We start from the raw sequence: 19,159 nt of genomic DNA, 5'->3' as shown, positions 1-19,159 counted from the left end.
GTAAATCCCTCCTCTTTTTTATATATGAGAAGGGACCTACTAATAGTACTATTTAGAGAATAAAGATGTAAAAGCCTCTACAATAAATAACTTCACTTCTGGCTTTTCTTCTTCCTCCTCTACTTTTACATACTCATTTTGTTTTTCTTGCTTTTGTTCCACAGGTTTCTCCACTTTTTCCACAGTTTTTGTTTCTTCTTTACTTACAGGTTGTTCTTCTACTTTCGTTTCATTTTTTACTACTTTCTTTTCAGAAGCTGTTACTTTGTTTACGACTTTCTGCTTTACAACTTTCTCTTCTTTCACCTCATCCTCTTTTTTCTCTTCTGGACCTACTTCTTCTTCATCTAATGGTTTTACCCGCTCCTCTTCAGGAGATTCAGCCTTCACAACATGTTCTTCTTTCCTTACAGCTGTACCACTTGAAAAATCTAAGAAACACATCGGCGGAAATAATACACACCACCAGTTTGCCCCTTCACCTTCACCAATTGTAATCAATACCGCCTCATATTCTCCTGCCGGGTAAATAAAATTCCCATATACCTTTGTCGGAAACTTTACATTCTTACTGAATTTCACTTGAAATGAATCTTTACTACCTTCTTTTTTCAACGTATTTGCCACTGTTTTTTCGATTTCTGGAATATGACTTTGAATGACTTTACGCGCCTCTTCAAATGAAGTTAAATCCGCTACCCATCCATCAATTTGTGCTTTTACTTCATCACGTACTTTGCGCTTTAACTCCTGATCTTTATCTGAATCACTATTTGCTAAAATCCGTAATCGAACGGCCTCTTTCGGAATAACTGAAGGCCCTTTCGCATCAGCTTTCATATATCCAAACTGCACAAGCAACTGTGCACCAATTAATAATAGAAGAAGATAAGCAATAACTTGTTTTTTCATTTCCTCCACCGTCCCTTCTACAAACAGTGTGGACAGACTTTCATCTTTCTAAACTATTAAATTCAAAATCTATATGAATTTTTCCACAAAAAAATAGAGTAAGGTGTGAACCTTACTCCATCTCTGCAAATACCATACGGTCTTTTCCATTAATATCAAAAACAACCTCAACATAAGCATGAGGAAAAGCTTGTTGTAACAGCTCTTTCACGTCCTCACCTTGCCCCACTCCAACTTCAAATGCCACAATTGCTTTCTTCTGCAACACATTCGGCAACTCTTCCATAAAACGGCGATAGAAATCTAATCCGTCTTCACCACCAACAAGTGCTCTCTTTGGCTCATGCTCTTTCACCACAGGAGAAAGGCCACGCCAATCCTCTTCCGGTATATACGGAGGATTTGAAACAACAACGTCTAACTTTTGACCTGTTTTATGAAATGGTGATAATAAGTCACCGTGATAGAACGTTACTTCTGCGCCCAAAGTTTTTGCATTTTCTTTTGCAACCTCAATCGACTCCTGCGCAATATCTACCGTATACACATGAAGATTTTTATTTTCTAAAGCAAGCGTAATCGAAATCGCTCCGCTACCTGTACCGATATCTGCTACATGTAGTTTCTCATCACCAAAATGGCGCTCGATTCTTTCTAATACTCCCACTATAAGCTCTTCTGTTTCCGGTCTTGGTATTAATACTTCTTCATTCACAAAGAACGATCGGCCATAAAACATTTCATAACCAATCATATATTGAATAGGAATACCTTCTACATGCTTGTGGATAAACTCTGTAAAACTTGTTTCTTGTTCTGCAGTTATTTCCTCACGCATATTCATCAACAATCCAGTTCTATTCACCTTTAATACATGACAAAGGACAATTTCTCCCGCATTTTCATCTCGTCCATTTTCCTGTAAAAAAGAAGAAGCCCATTTCAGGGCTTCATAGACACGCATTACTCAGCTGCCTCCATCTTTTGAGCCTGATCTTCCATCACTAAGGCATTGATGAAATCATCTAACTTACCTTGTAAGATTTGATCTAGCTTTTGAATCGTTAAGCCGATTCGATGGTCTGTAACACGGTTTTGCGGGAAGTTATACGTACGAATACGCTCTGAACGATCACCCGTACCAACAGCTTGTTTACGGTTTTGATCATACTCAGCTTGTGCTTCTTGTCTAAACTTATCATAAACACGTGCGCGTAATACTTTCATCGCTTTTTCTTTATTCTTAATTTGTGATTTCTCATCCTGACACGATACAACTACACCAGTCGGTAAATGCGTTAAACGTACTGCTGACATCGTTGTATTAACGCTCTGTCCACCAGGTCCACTAGAAGCGAATGTATCAACACGAACATCTTTCTCATGAATGTCAATTTCTACTTCTTCTGCCTCTGGTAATACAGCTACAGTTGCTGTAGATGTATGAATACGTCCGCCAGATTCCGTTTCAGGAACACGTTGTACACGGTGAGCACCATTCTCGAATTTCAGCTTCGCGAACGCACCTTTACCGTTAATCATAAAGATAATCTCTTTATATCCGCCTAACTCTGTATAGCTAGCCTCAATAATCTCCGTTTTCCAGCCTTGCACCTCAGCGTAACGGCTATACATACGGTATAAGTCACCAGCAAATAAAGCAGCCTCGTCGCCACCAGCAGCTCCACGAACCTCAACGATAACGTTCTTATCATCATTAGGGTCTTTTGGAACAAGTAAAATTTTCAGACGCTCTGATAATGTTTTATCTTGTGACTCTAACTCAGAAACCTCTTCTTTTACCATTTCACGCATTTCTGCGTCTAACTTATCTTCTAACATTGCTTTCGCATCTTTTAATTGCTCACGAACATCTTTATACTCACGATACACTTCTACCGTTTCCTGTATATCAGACTGTTCCTTTGAATACTCACGAAGCTTATTTGTATCGCTAATAACCTCTGGGTCGCTTAACAATTCATTTAACTTCTCATAACGATTTTCTACAGCTTGCAAACGATCTAACACATCATTCACCTCTACATCCTAGTATCTAATACAAATAGTATATGGTACTTACTCAAAAAAACGCAAATTATATTTAAAAGTGGAGGTGGCTCACTCAGCTCTGACTGGCTAAGGTTCTCTTGCACAGAAGACGCTTTTTGTCTTCTCGTGCAGGAGGTTCTTAGAAACGAAGAGCTAGCCACCGGAACTAGATATATTTAAAAGCGCAAGCGGCTCACACCGCTCATACTCTCAATTCTGAAAAAAACCCGCCTTGCGCAGCGAGTTTTACTTATCTTTGTTTGTAGGAACTGCATGACAATGACGACAGCGTGGTTCATAAGATTCTGAAGCCCCAACTAAAATAATCGGATCATCAAATGCCGCTGGTTCTCCATCAATTAATCGTTGTGTACGACTTGCCGGAGATCCGCATGCAGAACATACTGCTTGTAGTTTTGTTACATGTTCAGCAATCGCCATCAGCTGAGGAACTTGTCCAAATGGTAGACCACGGAAATCTTGGTCTAAACCAGCTACAATGACACGATAGCCACGATTTGCCAATACTTGCACCACTTCCACAATGTCCCCATCAAAGAATTGCACCTCATCGATTGCAATTACATCCATCTCTTCAGTGATATGCTCAAATATATCTTTTGACGCTGAAACAGGAACTGCTCTTACCTTTAATCCGTTATGTGATACAACGTCTTCTTCACTATAGCGATTATCAATACATGGTTTAAATACAATTGCATGTTGTTTCGCAAATTGTGTACGGCGCACACGGCGGATAAGCTCTTCTGATTTGCCAGAAAACATACTACCGCAAATCACTTCAATCCAACCGTTCTGATTTATTAAGTACATGAAGCTCTCCTTTCATCTACTTTTACTTAAAAGTAGGGTAAAGGTATAATATTTTCGCAAAAAAAACAGACAAGCGAATACATACACTTGCCTGTTTTATGTTTTTATTACTTAAGACCGTATTTCTTATTGAAGCGGTCAACGCGTCCGTCTGCAGTAGCAAACTTCTGACGTCCAGTGTAGAATGGGTGAGAATCAGAACTGATCTCAACTTTTAGTAATGGATAAGTGTTACCATCTTCCCACTCAACAGTTTCGTTAGATCCTTTAGTAGATCCGCTTAAGAATTTGAAGCCTGTGTTTGTGTCCATGAATACAACTTTCTTGTAATCTGGGTGAATTCCTGCTTTCATTCTTTTCATCTCCTTCCGCCCTGAATCATTTTCGAAACAGAGTTTTTCATCTTCAGCTGCATACACAACTATATTGATGAAACACATATGATGAAATTATAACAAGGCTAACTTCATTTTGCAACTACCTGTTTTTGTCTTTTTAAATTTAAAGTGGAGACGGCTTGTTCAGCTCTGACTGGCTAAGGTTCTCTCGCATAAAAGGTGCTTTTTACCTTTAATGCGGGAGGTTCTTAGACACGAAGAGCTAGCCGTCGGAACTGGATACATTTTAAAAGCAGAAGCGGCTCGTTCAGAATCGCAGGCTATTTGGAGCTCTCGATCTTGAAGCGCTTTTTGCTTCATGCGAGAGAGCGAAATGACCGGAGATTCTAGCCGCTGGAGCTGGATATTATCTTAAAGTGGAGACAGCCCATCCGGCTATGATTAACTAATATTCTTCCACTCATCTCTCTTTAACATCACCTAAAAAACATAAAAAACTCGCTTACCACAAAATAAGCGAGTCCCAATCTTTTCCCTTTACTTCGTTGTTACATATCTTTTTGAATCTGCAACAATGTTTTGTAAAAATTCTTCATTTGTCTTTGTTTGACGAAGTTTACGTAAGAAACCTTCGACAAAGTCTGGTGTATCGCGCATTGTTTTACGAATACCCCATAGCTTGTCTAAATGTTCTTTCGGAATTAATAGATCTTCCTTACGTGTACCAGAACGGCGAATATCAATTGCCGGGAAGATACGACGCTCAGCTAATGAACGATCTAAGTGAAGTTCCATATTTCCAGTTCCTTTAAATTCTTCGTAAATTACATCGTCCATACGAGATCCTGTATCAACAAGCGCTGTTGCTAAAATTGTTAAGCTACCGCCTTCTTCAATATTACGTGCAGCTCCAAAGAAACGCTTCGGTCTATGGAAGGCAGCTGGGTCGATACCACCCGATAATGTTCTACCACTTGGCGGAATAACAAGGTTGTAAGCTCGCGCTAAACGGGTAATACTATCCATTAAAATGATAACATCTTTTTTGTGCTCTACAAGACGCATTGCACGTTCTAACACAAGTTCCGCTACTTTAATATGATTTTCTGGTACTTCATCAAAAGTAGAGCTTACAACATCACCTTTAACAGAACGTTCAATGTCTGTTACTTCCTCTGGACGCTCATCAATTAGCAGTACAATTAATTCAGCTTCCGGATGATTTGTTGTAACACTGTGTGCGATTTCTTTTAATAGACTAGTTTTACCAGCCTTTGGAGGCGCGACAATTAAACCACGTTGTCCAAATCCAACTGGTGCGATTAAATCCATGATGCGTGTCGGTAACTTTTTCGGTTCCGTTTCCAATTTCATTTGGCGATCTGGGTATAATGGTGTTAATGCAGGGAAATGCACACGCTCTTTTGCTGACTCTGGATCATCTCCGTTTACAGCTTCAACTTGTAACAATCCAAAATAGCGTTCATTTTCTTTCGGAGGTCGTACTTTACCAGAAACCTTGTCTCCATTACGTAAATCGAAACGACGGATTTGCGAAGCTGAGATATAAATATCTTCTGAGCTTGGAGAATAGTTGATAGGACGTAGGAATCCAAATCCTTCTGATTGAATAATTTCTAATACGCCTTCCATGAAGAAGAAACCTTCTTTTTCTGCTCGAGCTTTTAGGATAGCGAAGATTAACTCTTTTTTCGTTAATTTGCTATAATACGAAATCTTAAATTCTTTCGCAAGCTCGTATAACTCTTTTAATTTCATGTTTTCTAATGCTGCAATTGACAAATTCATTCAGACACCACACTTTAACGTTATTCTCTTTTCACATGGGTAAAGGGAAAAAATACGGAAGGCAAATAATTAATAATGAAAGGCAATAAGTTCAAGTAGGGTAATATTCACTATTGTAACCCTTTTATCTAGTTTTAATCAATACGTTGGAACACAAATACAAGAAGCGAAGACAAGAAAATTTGTCTTCGCTTTTATTTAACCTAGTTCCAGTAGCTAGAATGGTCGAGAGCTCCAATGCCTTCCCCTTCTGAGCAAGCTGCTTACGCTTTTACTTAGTCCAGTTCCAGCAGCTAAAATCCCCGGTCATTTCACTTTCTCACTCGAAGCAAAAAGCGCTTCAAGGTCGATAGTTCCAATGCCCTGCGATTCTGAGCGAGCTGCTTCCACCTTTTATTTAATCCAGCTCCAGCAACTAGAATGGTCGGTGGCTTCACTTCTTCCTACGAGGCAAAAAGCGCCTCTACGCCAGAAGTTCCATCCCCCTCCCATTCTGAACGAGTTGCTTACGCTTTTTATTTAATAACCAAGTTTGGTTTTTTATTCAAACTATGACGTCCGTCTACGAAGCGTACTGTACCTGATTTTGCGCGCATAACAAGGGATTGTGTTGTTCCTACGCTACCTTTAAATTGAACGCCGCGTAATAGTTCACCATCTGTTACGCCTGTTGCTGCAAAGATTGCATCGTCACCTTTTACTAAGTCTTCCATACGCAGGATACGATTTATATCTTCAATGCCCATTTTTTTACAACGCGCCAATTCAGCTTCGTTTTGTGGTAATAGTTTTCCGTGAATCTCTCCACCTAAACATTTTAGTGCAACTGCTGCTAATACACCCTCAGGTGCTCCACCAGAGCCGAATAAAATATCTACACCTGTACGATCAAATGCAGTATTGATTGCGCCAGCTACGTCTCCATCATTAATCAATTTAATGCGAGCACCAGCTTTACGAATTTCTTCAATAATTGCTTGATGACGTGGACGGTTTAAAACTGTCGCTACAACATCTTCAATATCTTTATTTTTCGCTTTCGCAACTGCACGTAAGTTATCGATAATAGGCGCATCAATATCGACCGCCCCAACTGCTTCTGGGCCAACCGCGATTTTATCCATGTACATGTCAGGAGCATGTAACAAATTACCGTGATCTGCAATTGCAATAACAGCAAGAGCATTCCACCCACCAGCTGCCACGATGTTTGTCCCTTCTAAAGGATCAACTGCAACGTCTACACGTGGACCATATCCTGTACCTAATTTTTCTCCGATATACAGCATTGGTGCTTCATCCATCTCACCTTCACCAATAACAACTGTACCTTTCATCGGAATCGTATCAAATACGTCACGCATAGCTGATGTTGCTGCACCGTCTGCTTCATCCTTTTTCCCGCGTCCCATCCAACGCGCTGATGATAAAGCTGCAGCCTCTGTTACACGTACTAACTCCATAGATAAACTTCTTTCCACAATAATCCCTCTCCTTTAAGTCTTTATATTTCTGCCGTATTTTGTGAACCGTGTTTTTCTATAAAAGTGTACTTCCGCAAGTAGTGATGCTTCGCTTCCCCCTTGCGGAAGTATCACTTATGCGTTCTTCATCTCTTCAATTTCTTGCTTTGTCATTTGTTCTCGCCAAATGTTTGCGCCAAGGCCCTTAAGCTTGTCTACTATATTTTCATAGCCTCGATCAATATGCTCAAGTCCGGTTACTTCTGTAATTCCATCCGCCATTAACCCCGCAATAACAAGGGCCGCTCCAGCTCGTAAATCACTCGCTTTCACCTTTGCACCTTGCAATAAAACAGGACCAGTTACAATTGCAGAACGACCTTCTACTTTAATTTGTGCATTCATACGACGTAATTCATCAATGTGTTTAAAGCGTGCGCCGTAAATCGTATCCGTTACAACACCCGTTCCGTGCGCCTTTGTTAAAAGCGTCGTAAATGGTTGTTGTAAATCTGTTGGGAATCCTGGATATACAAGTGTTTTTATATCAACTACTTTTAACTTTCTATTACCGTTCACTGTAATTTGGTCATCGTTCGTTTCAACTTGGACACCAGCTTCTCTTAACTTCGCTGTAACTGACTCTAAATGCTGAGGAATAACATTATCAACCGTTACTTCTCCTCCTGATGCAGCTCCTAAAATCATATACGTACCCGCTTCAATACGATCCGGAATGATCGTATGGTGACAACCGTGCAATGAATCCACACCATCAATTCGGATTACATCTGTACCAGCACCTTTAATACGTGCCCCCATACTTGTTAACAATGTAGCTACATCAATAATCTCTGGTTCTTTCGCTGCGTTTTCAATAACAGTTCTACCTTTCGCTCGCACAGCTGCTAGCATAATATTAATTGTAGCTCCTACACTAACAACATCTAAATAAATACGTGCACCGCGCAATTCATCTGCTCTTAAATAAATCGCACCCTGTTCGTTCGTAACATGTGCACCTAACGCTTCGAACCCTTTAATATGCTGATCAATTGGCCTCGGTCCTAAATGACATCCACCTGGAAGCCCAATAACAGCTTTTTTAAAACGGCCAAGCATCGCGCCCATTAAATAATAAGAAGCACGCAATTTTTTCACTTTTCCATTCGGTAAAGGCATTGCAACCATGTTAGAAGGATCGACTACCATCTCTTCCTCCTGTCCATAAGTTACTCTTCCTCCAATTTCCTCTAGCAAGTCGCCTAACATTTTCACGTCCGAAATATTAGGGACACCACCAATAGTTACTGGAGTATCTGCTAAAATTGTCGCTGGAATTAGTGCAACGGCGCTATTCTTTGCACCACTCACTCGAATTGTTCCATTTAAAGCTCTTCCGCCTTCAATTAGCAATTTTTCCATATTGAGCTCCCTTCTTGTGAATGTATTTACTTTCTATATCTTTATAGAAAGCTCCCCTTAAGAATCTCAATCACTCTTTCCACCCTAACACTCAATAAATAGGAAACCATTATCTTCATTTCTCCTGTAGTACGACTAGATAAAGATTAACTATTCATCGAATTTTCTTTATCAATTTAGATACGTTATCACATTTATTTAATAGGACTATGCACATTATTTTCTATTTCAAAAACAAAATGATGAAAATCTTTAGACTTGTTCACGCTTTCATTATACAACGAAAGGAAACCGTCTAAAAGACTAGACGGTTTCCAAAACGGAATTTTATTCTTACGCTTTACCGTTAGAACCGAATTCACGCATTTTACCAGCAACAGTTGCTTTAATAGCGTCGCGGCCAGGTCCAATAAATTTACGAGGATCGTAAACTTCTTGGTCTTTGCTTAATACTTCACGAACAGCTTTTGTAAACTCGATTTGGTTCTCAGTGTTTACGTTAATTTTTGAAGTACCTAAAGAGATAGCTTTTACGATATCAGCAGTTGGGATACCAGTACCACCGTGTAATACTAAAGGTACGCCAGTGAAGTCACGAACTTGTTCCATTTCAGCGAATCCTAAGTTAGGCTCACCTTTGTAAGGACCGTGTACAGAACCTAAAGCTGGAGCTAGGCAATCGATACCTGTTGCTTCAACAAGGTGCTTACACTCTGCTGGGTCAGCGTAAATTACGCCTTCAGCGATTACGTCGTCTTCTTGTCCGCCAACTGTTCCAAGCTCAGCTTCAACAGATACGTTACGAGCGTGTGCGTATTCTACTACTTTTTTAGTAGTTTCAACGTTTTCTTCAAATGGGTGGTGAGAAGCGTCGATCATTACAGATGTGAAACCTGCATCGATTGCTTCTTTACATTTTTCGAAGCTTGAACCATGGTCAAGGTGAATCGCTACAGGAACAGTGATGTTCATTTCTTCGATTAAAGCTTTAACCATAGCTACAACTGTTTTGAAACCAGTCATATGACGAGCTGCACCCTCAGATACACCTAGGATTACAGGAGATTTTTCTTCTTCCGCAGCAGCTAAGATAGCTTGAGTCCACTCTAAGTTGTTCATGTTGAATTGACCAACTGCGTATTTTCCTTCTAGTGCTTTGTTTAGCATTTCTTTCATAGAAACTAAAGGCATGGTGAATCCTCCTAAAAAACGTTTTTTGTATCCGATAAGTTCTTATCGCTGGTAGTATGACCAGAATAAGGTAAAATATGTATATTTACATACCGGACTTTTTTCTACACTCAATAGGATAACAACTTGTACTCAAAAACTCAACCGTATTCACCTGCTCAATAGTCCATGTAAACGCTTTTTTCCATATTTTTTATAAAAAATTCATTTTTTACGCCTCTACAGCAAGCTGATCTCTCACTGCTTGACGAATCTCATCAATATCAAACGGTTTAGCAAAGTGCATTAAAGCTCCTAAATCTTTTGCTTCTTGGATCATATCAAGCTCCCCATAAGCAGTCATTAAAATTACTTTAATACTCTCATCAATTTCCTTTACATGCTTTAAAATCTCTATACCATCCATACCTGGAATTTTCATATCTAACACTACTAAATCTGGATTATCCTTTTTCACGATATCTAAAGCTTGAAATCCATTTGCTGCTTGGAATGTCTGATAACCTTCTTTTTGGAACACTTCATGTAATAACACACGAATGCCATATTGATCATCAACGATTAAAATTTTCCCTTCCATAACTCCCAACCTTTCTGTGTAAGTACAAGATTTAAAGCTTCTTATATCTTAACGATTAATTTTCGCTATTCTTTGGCAAATTCCTTCCTATTCTTTCTTATTTTACCGTTTCCTATTTTGTTATGCTACCCTTCGATTTCACCTTTCTAAAAAAATAAACTATAATGAAAGCCGGTAATCATGTACGAAGGGAGTAACATTATGTTAAAAATTTTTTCAACTCAATTAAGTGGTTATTTCTCCAGAGTTTCTCAGAAAGAGGAAATGAATATAGAAGATAGCGCCCGTCTACTTGCTCAAGCATTAGTTGGCGAAGGTTTCATTTATTTACATGGTACAAATGAAATGGAGGGCGTTGTTGCTGAAGCACTATTTGGTGCTGAACCAATGAAGCAAGCAAAACGATTATTTGAAAATGGTAAAGAAGTAGAAGTAACTTCTGCAGATCGTGTACTTCTTATTAGCCGTTTTTCAACAGATGAAGAAGTTGTAGCAATGGCAAAAAAACTTCAAGCAGATGGACACTCTATCGTCGGCATCTCTGCTATTCAAGAAGGTACTGAATCACTAGAACAATATACAGATGTACATATTGATACAAAGCTGTTAAAAGGTCTTATTCCAGACGATGAAGGCAATCGTTACGGATTCCCAAGTTTAATGATAGCTTTATTTGCATATCACGGGATCAAATTTACAATCGATGAAATGTTAAATGAATATTAAAAAAAGCGCCCTATTTCAGGCGCTTTTTTTATTACTTGCTCTCTTTATTCGTAATAGAAGCTCTTACGAAGTCATGGAACAATGGTTGTGGACGGTTTGGACGAGAAACTAATTCTGGGTGGAACTGTGCTGCCACGAACCAAGGGTGATCTTTTAATTCAATGATTTCAACTAGACGACCGTCTGGGCTTGTACCAGAGAATACAAATCCTTCTTTTTCCATATCCGGACGGAATTGATTGTTGAACTCATAACGATGACGATGACGCTCATATACAACCGGCTCATTGTAAGCACTGTAAGCATTTGTTTCTTCAGCAAGCTTACATGGGTATAGGCCAAGACGAAGTGTACCACCTAAGTCTTCTACATCTTTTTGTTCTGGTAATAAGTCAATGATTGCATAAGGTGTGTCAGGATTAATTTCAGAAGAGTTAGCTCCTTCTAATCCTAATACGTTACGTGCAAATTCGATTGATGCAAGTTGCATACCTAAGCAAATTCCTAAGAATGGTACTTTGTTTTCACGAGCATATTGAATTGCAACGATTTTACCTTCTACACCACGATCGCCGAAGCCACCTGGTACAAGGATACCATCTGTGTCACCAACTAATTCTTGTACGTTCTCTGCTGTTACGTGCTCAGCGTTTACCCATTTCACTTCTACATCTGTGTCGAATGAATAACCCGCATGACGAAGTGCTTCTACAACAGAAATGTATGCATCTTGAAGCTCTACGTATTTACCAACAAGAGCGATTTTTGTTTTCTTAGAAAGGTTACGTACTTTATCAACTAGCGCAGTCCACTCTGTCATATCCGCAGCTGGATTGTCTAATTTTAAGTGATCGCAAACGATTTGGTCCATATTTTGCTCTTGAAGAGATAATGGAACCGCATATAAAGTATCTGCATCGCGTGCTTCGATAACTGCTTTTGTATCAATGTCACAGAATAATGCAAGCTTGTCTTTCATATCTTGAGAAACAGGCAATTCTGTACGAACAACGATAATATTTGGTTGAATACCTAAGCTACGAAGCTCTTTAACGCTATGTTGCGTTGGTTTTGTTTTCATTTCACCCGCTGCTTTTAAGTACGGGATTAACGTACAGTGAATGTACATTACATTGTCACGACCGATGTCGCTCTTAATTTGACGAATTGCTTCTAAGAATGGTAGAGACTCGATGTCACCAACAGTTCCACCAATTTCTGTAATAACAACGTCCGCGTTTGTTTCGCGACCAGAACGGTATACACGCTCTTTAATTTCGTTAGTAATGTGAGGAATAACTTGAACTGTTCCTCCTAGGTATTCACCACGACGCTCTTTTTGAAGAACTGAAGAGTAAATTTTACCTGTTGTTACGTTGCTGTATTTGTTTAAGTTGATGTCGATGAAACGCTCATAGTGACCAAGGTCTAAATCAGTTTCTGCACCATCATCTGTTACGAATACCTCACCGTGTTGGTATGGGCTCATAGTCCCTGGGTCTACGTTAATGTATGGATCAAACTTTTGAATCGTTACGTTTAAACCACGATTTTTTAAAAGTCTTCCAAGAGATGCTGCTGTAATACCTTTTCCTAAAGACGATACTACACCGCCTGTTACAAAAATATACTTAGTCATGAAAAAGCTCCCTCCTATTTTGCTGTTATATAATCACCGTTGCAAAGCGCAACGTATGTAGATAACACTGTATCCATCTTATTGTTAGACTCTTTTTATTTTCTAAACAAAAAACAAAAAAGAAAATTGCTCCCCTCATCACATAAAGTAATAAGTAGGGAGCAATTTTCTTTTATATTTACACTTTAAAAGTATTATCGTCCTTTTTTAAAGAGCCCAAAAATGATTCTACATGGACGATAATGAAAAGTCAAGAACTACAGTTCTTCCTCTTCTTCTTCTTCAGTTTCATCATACTCAAGTTCTTCTTCGGCGAAGTCATCGTCTTCATCTTCATCTAAATCATCAAGATCATCGTCATCTCCGTCTTCGTCTTCAAGAACCTTGTCCAGATCTTCTACATCTTCTTCATTTCCGTCTGCATCGTCGAAGTCTTCATCTTCTTCAATGTAGTCGTCAAAACCGTCTTCTTCAACTTTACGTTTCTTCTTCGGTTTTGGTTGAGGCAAGATTTCTTCATCAATTTGCTCATATGGGTACCAGCTGCGTAGCCCCCAACGATTTTCTCCTAAATTAATGAAACGTCCATCGATGTTTAAGTCTGTATAAAATTGTGCGAGTTTCGCATTAACTTGCTCTTGAGATAGTCCCAGCACTTGAGCGATTTCTTGAACCAACTCGTTGAATGTCGTTGCTTGTTTTTTATCCCCTAAAACGCTATGTACAACTTCAATCATTGAACATTCTTTTAGCTCTTCTGGTGAATATTGCTTAAAATTCACTTATGCGGCACTTCCTTTCATCAAATATAACCTTATATATAACGGTCTGCTTAAAAAAATCCATACTATTCATTATAAACAAAAGTCGCACAAATATGCTACAAAAAAAACGTGAAACTTTATATAGCAATAAAATTATAATTTGCCCACTCTTTATTTCGGAAGCATATGGGCCCCTTGTAACACATACCTAATTTGCATTTCTGTATATTCTTCGAGCGTATATAGTTTTTGCAGCGCCCATCTTCTAAATCCCCACATCTGTCCTTGTATAAAAATATTATGTGCAAGAAGCTGTATTTCTTTTTTATTTAATGTAAATGTTCCATTTTCCGTACACTGTTCTAAAATATTCTCGAACATTCCTACCATTTGAAACTCCTTTTCTAATACGTACGGGAGTGATTCTTTCGGTAAAAAGCGTACCTCTTGATACATTATTAATACTTCTTCCTGCAATTCATCCATCACTTTAAAGTAATTCGTTATTGCTATCTTTAAACTTTCTATACTCCCTTTTTCTGTACAAACTACTTCCTCTAATCTTTCCTTTACATGTTCATAAATACTATCACAAACTAAATACAAAACATCATCTTTTGTACGAATGTATTCATAAAGCGTTCCGATACTAAATCCAGCTGCCTTCGCAATCTCTCTCGTTGTTGTACGCGGAAATCCTTTTTGCTTAAACAATTGCACTGCACCTTTAATCATTTGTTCACGCCTTAACGCGACTAATTTTTCATCTTTCACGGACGCATGTACATTATGTTTAACCATCCCCTTCACCTCTCTCTATTATTTTTTGGAAGGAAAAAGCGTAGGAAGATCCCTACGCCTTTGCTCCTACTTCGTTAACATACGAGAAATTACGAGCCTTTGAATCTCTTGTGTTCCTTCATAGATTTGTGTAATCTTTGCATCTCGCATATAACGCTCTACTGGATAATCTTTCGTATAACCGTAACCACCAAATACTTGTACCGCTTCAGTCGTCACCTTCATCGCTGTATCGCCTGCAAATACCTTTGACATCGCTGACTCTTTCCCATACGGAAGCCCTTCCGATTCAAGCCAAGCCGCTTGGTATGTTAGAAGACGCGCCGCCTCCACATCCGTTGCCATATCTGCAAGTTTAAAGCCAATTCCTTGCTGCGCCGCAATCGGCTTCCCAAACTGATGACGCTCTCTTGCATATTCTACGGAAGCATCTAAAGCCCCTTGTGCAATACCAACTGCTTGCGCCGCAATACCATTACGGCCACCATCTAATGTTTGCATCGCAACTTTAAATCCTTGGCCCTCTTCCCCAAGTAGGTTCTCTACAGGAATACGGCAATCTTCAAACATAATTTCAGTTGTTGGTGAAGAGCGAATCCCTAACTTACTCTCCTTCTTCCCAACTGAAAATCCTGGTGTATCACTTTCTACAATAAACGCGCTCGTGCCACGCTGCTTCGATTCAGGATCAGTTAACGCAAAAACAACATAAATATCAGCAATGCCACCATTTGTAATAAATATTTTCGATCCATTTAAAATGTAATGGTCTCCATCTCGTTTCGCAGTTGTCCTCATTCCGCCAGCATCTGAACCAGAACTTGGCTCCGTTAAACCGTATGCGCCAATTTTCGTTCCTTCTGCCATCGGTCGTAAAAACTTTTGTTTTTGTTCTTCCGTTCCAAATTTAAAAATGGGCCAACCAGCAAGTGAAGTATGTGCAGACAATGTTACGCCTGTAGAAGCACAGACGCGGGATAATTCTTCAATGGCAATTACATATGCTAAGTAATCGCTTCCAATTCCTCCGTATTCTTCAGGCCACGGAATGCCGGTTAAACCAAGCTCGGCCATTTGATCAAATAGTGCACGATCAAATCTCTCTTCTTCATCACGCTCAGCTGCCGTCGGTGCTACTTCGTTCTTAGCAAAATCCCGAACCATTTTTCTTATCATTTCATGTTCTTCTGATAGTTTAAAATGCATGCCCGTCTCCCCCTAGTTCTTTTATAAAGCTCGGCTAATAACGAGTTTTTGTATTTCACTCGTTCCTTCATATATTTGCGTGATTTTCGCATCACGGAAAAATCGTTCTACTGGATAGTCTTTCGTATAACCGTAACCACCAAATACTTGCACCGCTTCAATCGCAACTTCAACAGCTATTTTAGAAGCGAACAACTTCGCAATAGATGCTTCTTTACCGCACGGTAATCCTTGCGCTCTTAGCGATGCTGCTCTATATACGAGTAATCGCGCTGCCTCTACACTAGTTGCCATATCTGCAAGTTTGAAGCCAATCCCTTGCTGCGCCGCAATTGGCTTTCCGAATTGCTCACGTTCTTTCGCATAATCAATTGCACATGCAAGCGCTGCTTCAGCGATTCCTAAAGCCTGTGCACCAATTCCAATTCGTCCAACATCTAAATTTGCCATCGCTACCTTAAATCCTTGTCCTTCTTCACCAAGTAAATTCTCAGCTGGTACCTTCATATCTTCGAACGTAAGTTGTACAGTACGAGAACCGAGAAGTCCCATTTTATGCTCATCTTTGCCAATAATTAAGCCCGGTGTATCTTTCTCTACTATAAATGCAGAAATCCCACTTTTTCCTGCCTCTGGATTTGTAGAAGCGAATACAATGTATGTACTTGCTTCGCCGCCATTTGTAATAAATACTTTCGATCCATTAATAATGTAGTGATCGCCTTTCTTTACAGCTCTTGATTTCAAACTCCCTGCATCTGATCCTGCATTTGGTTCTGTTAATGCAAATGCACCTAAATATTCACCAGTCGCAAGTTTAGAAACATATTTCTGCTTCTGTTCTTCTGTTCCGAAATATAAAATCGGGTTCATTCCAACTGACGTATGTACAGCTAAAATTACACCAACTGTCGCACTCACCTTTGAGATTTCTTCAATTGCTAAAATGTAAGAAATAAAATCCATTTCTGCACCGCCGTATTTTGCAGGCGCTGGAATTCCCATTAATCCAAGCTCACCCATCTTCTGCAAAATCTCTTTTGGGAACACCCCTTGTTCCATACTCGGAACAAAGGGTGCTATTTCCTTCTGTGCAAAATCTCGAACCATTTTCCTCATCATTTGCTGCTCTTCATTAAAACGAAAGTTCATATACTCCGCCTCCATTTGCTATATATCCTTTTAATAATTTGGTAAGACCACTATTTTGTAACAAAGGGGAATTTATTCGTAAACGTAGAAACCACGACCTGTTTTACGTCCTAACCATCCTGCATTTACGTACTTACGTAGTAATGGACATGGGCGATATTTACTATCACCTAAGCCTTCATGCAACACTTCCATAATGTATAAACATGTATCTAAACCGATAAAATCAGCAAGCGTTAAAGGCCCCATCGGATGATTCATACCGAGTTTCATTACTTCATCAATCGCTTCTTTCGTCGCTACACCTTCATATAACGTATAAATCGCCTCGTTAATCATTGGTAATAAAATACGGTTCGATACGAACCCTGGGAAATCATTTACTTCAACTGGTACTTTCCCAATTTTCTTCGTAATATCCTCAATCGTTTCATATACCACATCATCTGTAGCCAAACCACGAATAATTTCAACAAGCTTCATAACCGGAACCGGATTCATAAAGTGCATACCGATTACTTTCTCTGGACGTTTCGTTACCGCTGCAATTTCTGTAATTGGCAGAGATGACGTATTCGTCGCTAAAATTGCGTGATCTGGAGCAATTTCATCTAGATTCGCAAAGATTTTCTTTTTAATATCCATTTTCTCAACAGCTGCTTCAATAATAAGATCCGCTTCCTTTACACAATCTAAATTAAGCGTTACTGTAAGGCGATTTAACGTTGCTTCCTTCTCTTCTTCCTTCATGCGTCCTTTTTCTACTTGGCGCGCTAAATTTTTCGTAATAATAGCCAATCCTCTATCTAATTGCTCTTGTTTTAAATCTTGTACCTTCACATCATATCCTGCCATTGCACATACTTGCGCAATTCCCGATCCCATTTGTCCCGCACCAATTACAACTATTTTTTGTACACCCATTCTTTCTTCCCCCTTAATATAAATTGTTAATAAATCAATAATCACCTACACGTAAATTAACGAACTTCAATCATAATTGCGTCACCTTGACCGCCACCGCTACAAATAGAAGCAATTCCAATTCCGCCGCCACGCTGCTTCAGTGCATGGATAAGTGTAACGATAATACGCGCTCCACTTGCTCCAATCGGATGTCCCATTGCCACTGCGCCGCCATTTACATTCAATTTGTCTGGGTCAATTCCTGCAATCTCTGTACTTGCAATTGCTACCGCTGCAAATGCTTCATTAATCTCGAATAAATCGATATCTTCAATTGTCTTGCCTGTTTTTTTCAACAATTCGTTAATTGCATAACCTGGCGTTCTTGGGAAATCTTTAGACTCCACTGCAATTGCTGTATGTGCCAAAATTGTCGCTAATGGTTTTCTTCCCTCTTGCTTTGCTCTGTCTTCGCTCATTAGTACAAGTGCAGCACCACCATCATTTAGTCCTGGTGCATTTCCCGCTGTCACTGCTGACGTCTTATCAAATACAGGTTTTAATTTCGCTAATTTTTCAATCGTTGTATCTTCACGTGGCGCCTCATCTTTTGCAACGACAATCGGATCGCCTTTTCTTTGCGGAATCGTTACTGGCACAATTTCCTCTTCAAAACGTCCTTCTTTATGCGCTGACACCGCACGTTGATGGCTACGATATGCCCATTCATCTTGTGCTTCGCGAGAGATTCCATCTTCCTTCGCAACTTCTCCGCCATAAACACCCATGTGTATACCTGAAAATGCGCATGTTAAACCGTCAGCAACGTTTAAATCAACTACTTCGTTGTTCCCCATTCTGTATCCCCATCTTGCTCCGCGTAAAATGTAAGGACTGTTACTCATCGACTCCATACCACCAGCTACAATAAGTGATTGATCGCCAGTACGGATAATTTGATCCGCTAACGTAACCGCACGAAGCCCTGATGCACAAACTTTATTCACTGTTTCCGTCTGCACTTCCCAAGGAATTCCAGCAGCCCTCGCAGCTTGGCGTGATGGAATTTGTCCCTGTCCACCTTGAATAACCGTTCCGAATATAACTTCTTCAACATCATTAGCAGAAACGTTTGCTCTTTCAAGCGCTGCTTTAATTGCAATTCCCCCAAGTTCTGTTGCTTTCACGTCTTTTAAAGATCCTCCAAATTTCCCAACCGGTGTTCTTGCGGCACTTAAAATAACTGTTTTACTCATATCTATTTCCCCCATCTCTTTTTTTAGCACCGAGCGCTCGCTCGGTATTGTTACGTTGAGAAGAGGTGCAATGATTGCACCTCTCTCTAAAGTTGTATTCATGCT

General features: G+C 39.6%; 18 protein-coding genes. 1 reads left to right on the top strand and 17 read right to left on the bottom strand.

Annotated elements, in window-relative coordinates:
- Positions 1-48: 48 nt before the first annotated feature.
- The 10 genes from spoIIR to spo0F all read right to left on the bottom strand — a co-directional run bounded on the left by spoIIR (position 49) and on the right by spo0F (position 10,604).
- The gene (gene spoIIR / locus FS742_RS21290) at positions 49-912 is read right to left on the bottom strand and encodes a stage II sporulation protein R (protein WP_144614922.1); all 864 of its coding nucleotides are present in this window, start codon (positions 910-912) and stop codon (positions 49-51) included.
- 112 nt (positions 913-1,024) lie between these two features.
- Entirely contained in the window at positions 1,025-1,876 is an 852-nt protein-coding gene (prmC, locus tag FS742_RS21285; protein WP_144614920.1) for a peptide chain release factor N(5)-glutamine methyltransferase, read from the bottom strand.
- Entirely contained in the window at positions 1,876-2,943 is a 1,068-nt protein-coding gene (prfA, locus tag FS742_RS21280) for a peptide chain release factor 1 (protein ID WP_136699512.1), read from the bottom strand. The genes prmC and prfA overlap by 1 nt, the downstream gene beginning before the upstream one ends.
- A 267-nt stretch (positions 2,944-3,210) precedes the next feature.
- Positions 3,211-3,798, bottom strand: a complete 588-nt coding sequence (locus tag FS742_RS21275) for a thymidine kinase (protein WP_098670892.1) — start codon at positions 3,796-3,798, stop codon at positions 3,211-3,213.
- A 107-nt stretch (positions 3,799-3,905) separates the two neighbouring features.
- On the bottom strand, positions 3,906-4,151 hold the full coding sequence (locus FS742_RS21270) for a type B 50S ribosomal protein L31 (RefSeq protein ID WP_000643433.1): 246 nt from the start codon (positions 4,149-4,151) through the stop codon (positions 3,906-3,908).
- 522 nt (positions 4,152-4,673) lie between these two features.
- Complete coding sequence (gene rho, locus FS742_RS21265) at positions 4,674-5,945, bottom strand: transcription termination factor Rho (RefSeq protein WP_001053898.1); 1,272 nt, start codon at positions 5,943-5,945, stop codon at positions 4,674-4,676.
- Between the two features lie 515 nt (positions 5,946-6,460).
- Entirely contained in the window at positions 6,461-7,426 is a 966-nt protein-coding gene (gene glpX / locus FS742_RS21260; protein WP_000442336.1) for a class II fructose-bisphosphatase, read from the bottom strand.
- A gap of 117 nt (positions 7,427-7,543) precedes the next feature.
- Positions 7,544-8,833: a UDP-N-acetylglucosamine 1-carboxyvinyltransferase gene (murA, locus tag FS742_RS21255; protein ID WP_144614918.1), complete on the bottom strand. Its 1,290-nt coding sequence runs from the start codon at positions 8,831-8,833 to the stop codon at positions 7,544-7,546.
- A gap of 333 nt (positions 8,834-9,166) precedes the next feature.
- Positions 9,167-10,024: a class II fructose-bisphosphate aldolase gene (locus tag FS742_RS21250; protein WP_144614916.1), complete on the bottom strand. Its 858-nt coding sequence runs from the start codon at positions 10,022-10,024 to the stop codon at positions 9,167-9,169.
- A 211-nt stretch (positions 10,025-10,235) separates the two neighbouring features.
- Positions 10,236-10,604, bottom strand: coding sequence for a sporulation initiation phosphotransferase Spo0F (gene spo0F, locus FS742_RS21245; RefSeq protein WP_000398592.1), 369 nt, complete (start codon positions 10,602-10,604; stop codon positions 10,236-10,238).
- 201 nt (positions 10,605-10,805) lie between these two features.
- On the opposite strand from spo0F, the gene FS742_RS21240 reads away from it, so the two are divergent.
- Entirely contained in the window at positions 10,806-11,330 is a 525-nt protein-coding gene (locus FS742_RS21240) for a DUF2529 domain-containing protein (RefSeq protein ID WP_144614914.1), read from the top strand.
- A 31-nt stretch (positions 11,331-11,361) separates the two neighbouring features.
- Here the strand turns inward: FS742_RS21240 and pyrG are convergent, their stop codons facing one another.
- From pyrG to FS742_RS21205, 7 genes are all read right to left on the bottom strand, one after another.
- On the bottom strand, positions 11,362-12,969 hold the full coding sequence (gene pyrG / locus FS742_RS21235) for a CTP synthase (RefSeq protein WP_144614912.1): 1,608 nt from the start codon (positions 12,967-12,969) through the stop codon (positions 11,362-11,364).
- A gap of 257 nt (positions 12,970-13,226) precedes the next feature.
- Positions 13,227-13,751 carry a DNA-directed RNA polymerase subunit delta gene (gene rpoE, locus FS742_RS21230; RefSeq protein ID WP_144614910.1) on the bottom strand — a complete coding sequence of 175 codons (525 nt, stop codon included), beginning with the start codon at positions 13,749-13,751 and terminating at the stop codon, positions 13,227-13,229.
- A 153-nt stretch (positions 13,752-13,904) separates the two neighbouring features.
- Positions 13,905-14,534, bottom strand: coding sequence for a TetR/AcrR family transcriptional regulator (locus FS742_RS21225; RefSeq protein WP_000238599.1), 630 nt, complete (start codon positions 14,532-14,534; stop codon positions 13,905-13,907).
- Positions 14,535-14,600: 66 nt separating this feature from the next.
- Positions 14,601-15,740, bottom strand: a complete 1,140-nt coding sequence (gene acdA, locus FS742_RS21220; RefSeq protein WP_000545531.1) for an acyl-CoA dehydrogenase AcdA — start codon at positions 15,738-15,740, stop codon at positions 14,601-14,603.
- Positions 15,741-15,761: 21 nt separating this feature from the next.
- On the bottom strand, positions 15,762-16,892 hold the full coding sequence (locus FS742_RS21215) for an acyl-CoA dehydrogenase (RefSeq protein ID WP_144614908.1): 1,131 nt from the start codon (positions 16,890-16,892) through the stop codon (positions 15,762-15,764).
- A gap of 72 nt (positions 16,893-16,964) precedes the next feature.
- Complete coding sequence (locus FS742_RS21210) at positions 16,965-17,816, bottom strand: 3-hydroxybutyryl-CoA dehydrogenase (RefSeq protein WP_144614907.1); 852 nt, start codon at positions 17,814-17,816, stop codon at positions 16,965-16,967.
- A 56-nt stretch (positions 17,817-17,872) separates the two neighbouring features.
- On the bottom strand, positions 17,873-19,156 hold the full coding sequence (locus FS742_RS21205) for an acetyl-CoA C-acetyltransferase (protein WP_144614905.1): 1,284 nt from the start codon (positions 19,154-19,156) through the stop codon (positions 17,873-17,875).
- Positions 19,157-19,159 lie beyond the last annotated feature (3 nt).

It is taken from the genome of Bacillus cereus (assembly GCF_007678085.1).
Classification (GTDB): Bacteria; Bacillota; Bacilli; order Bacillales; family Bacillaceae_G; genus Bacillus_A; species Bacillus_A cereus_BE.
This window is presented reverse-complemented; position numbering and strand designations above follow the sequence as displayed.

Bases quoted from the DNA above. Each gene is read 5' to 3' on its own strand.
- pyrG (WP_144614912.1), bottom strand. From the start codon at position 12,969: ATGACTAAGTATATTTTTGTAACAGGCGGTGTAGTATCGTCTTTAGGA.
- rho (WP_001053898.1), bottom strand. From the start codon at position 5,945: ATGAATTTGTCAATTGCAGCATTAGAAAACATGAAATTAAAAGAGTTA.
- FS742_RS21205 (WP_144614905.1), bottom strand. From the start codon at position 19,156: ATGAATACAACTTTAGAGAGAGGTGCAATCATTGCACCTCTTCTCAAC.
- murA (WP_144614918.1), bottom strand. From the start codon at position 8,833: ATGGAAAAATTGCTAATTGAAGGCGGAAGAGCTTTAAATGGAACAATT.
- spo0F (WP_000398592.1), bottom strand. From the start codon at position 10,604: ATGGAAGGGAAAATTTTAATCGTTGATGATCAATATGGCATTCGTGTG.
- FS742_RS21240 (WP_144614914.1), top strand. From the start codon at position 10,806: ATGTTAAAAATTTTTTCAACTCAATTAAGTGGTTATTTCTCCAGAGTT.
- FS742_RS21225 (WP_000238599.1), bottom strand. From the start codon at position 14,534: ATGGTTAAACATAATGTACATGCGTCCGTGAAAGATGAAAAATTAGTC.
- FS742_RS21250 (WP_144614916.1), bottom strand. From the start codon at position 10,024: ATGCCTTTAGTTTCTATGAAAGAAATGCTAAACAAAGCACTAGAAGGA.
- FS742_RS21215 (WP_144614908.1), bottom strand. From the start codon at position 16,892: ATGAACTTTCGTTTTAATGAAGAGCAGCAAATGATGAGGAAAATGGTT.
- FS742_RS21210 (WP_144614907.1), bottom strand. From the start codon at position 17,816: ATGGGTGTACAAAAAATAGTTGTAATTGGTGCGGGACAAATGGGATCG.
- FS742_RS21275 (WP_098670892.1), bottom strand. From the start codon at position 3,798: ATGTACTTAATAAATCAGAACGGTTGGATTGAAGTGATTTGCGGTAGT.
- prmC (WP_144614920.1), bottom strand. From the start codon at position 1,876: ATGCGTGTCTATGAAGCCCTGAAATGGGCTTCTTCTTTTTTACAGGAA.
- acdA (WP_000545531.1), bottom strand. From the start codon at position 15,740: ATGCATTTTAAACTATCAGAAGAACATGAAATGATAAGAAAAATGGTT.
- spoIIR (WP_144614922.1), bottom strand. From the start codon at position 912: ATGAAAAAACAAGTTATTGCTTATCTTCTTCTATTATTAATTGGTGCA.
- FS742_RS21270 (WP_000643433.1), bottom strand. From the start codon at position 4,151: ATGAAAGCAGGAATTCACCCAGATTACAAGAAAGTTGTATTCATGGAC.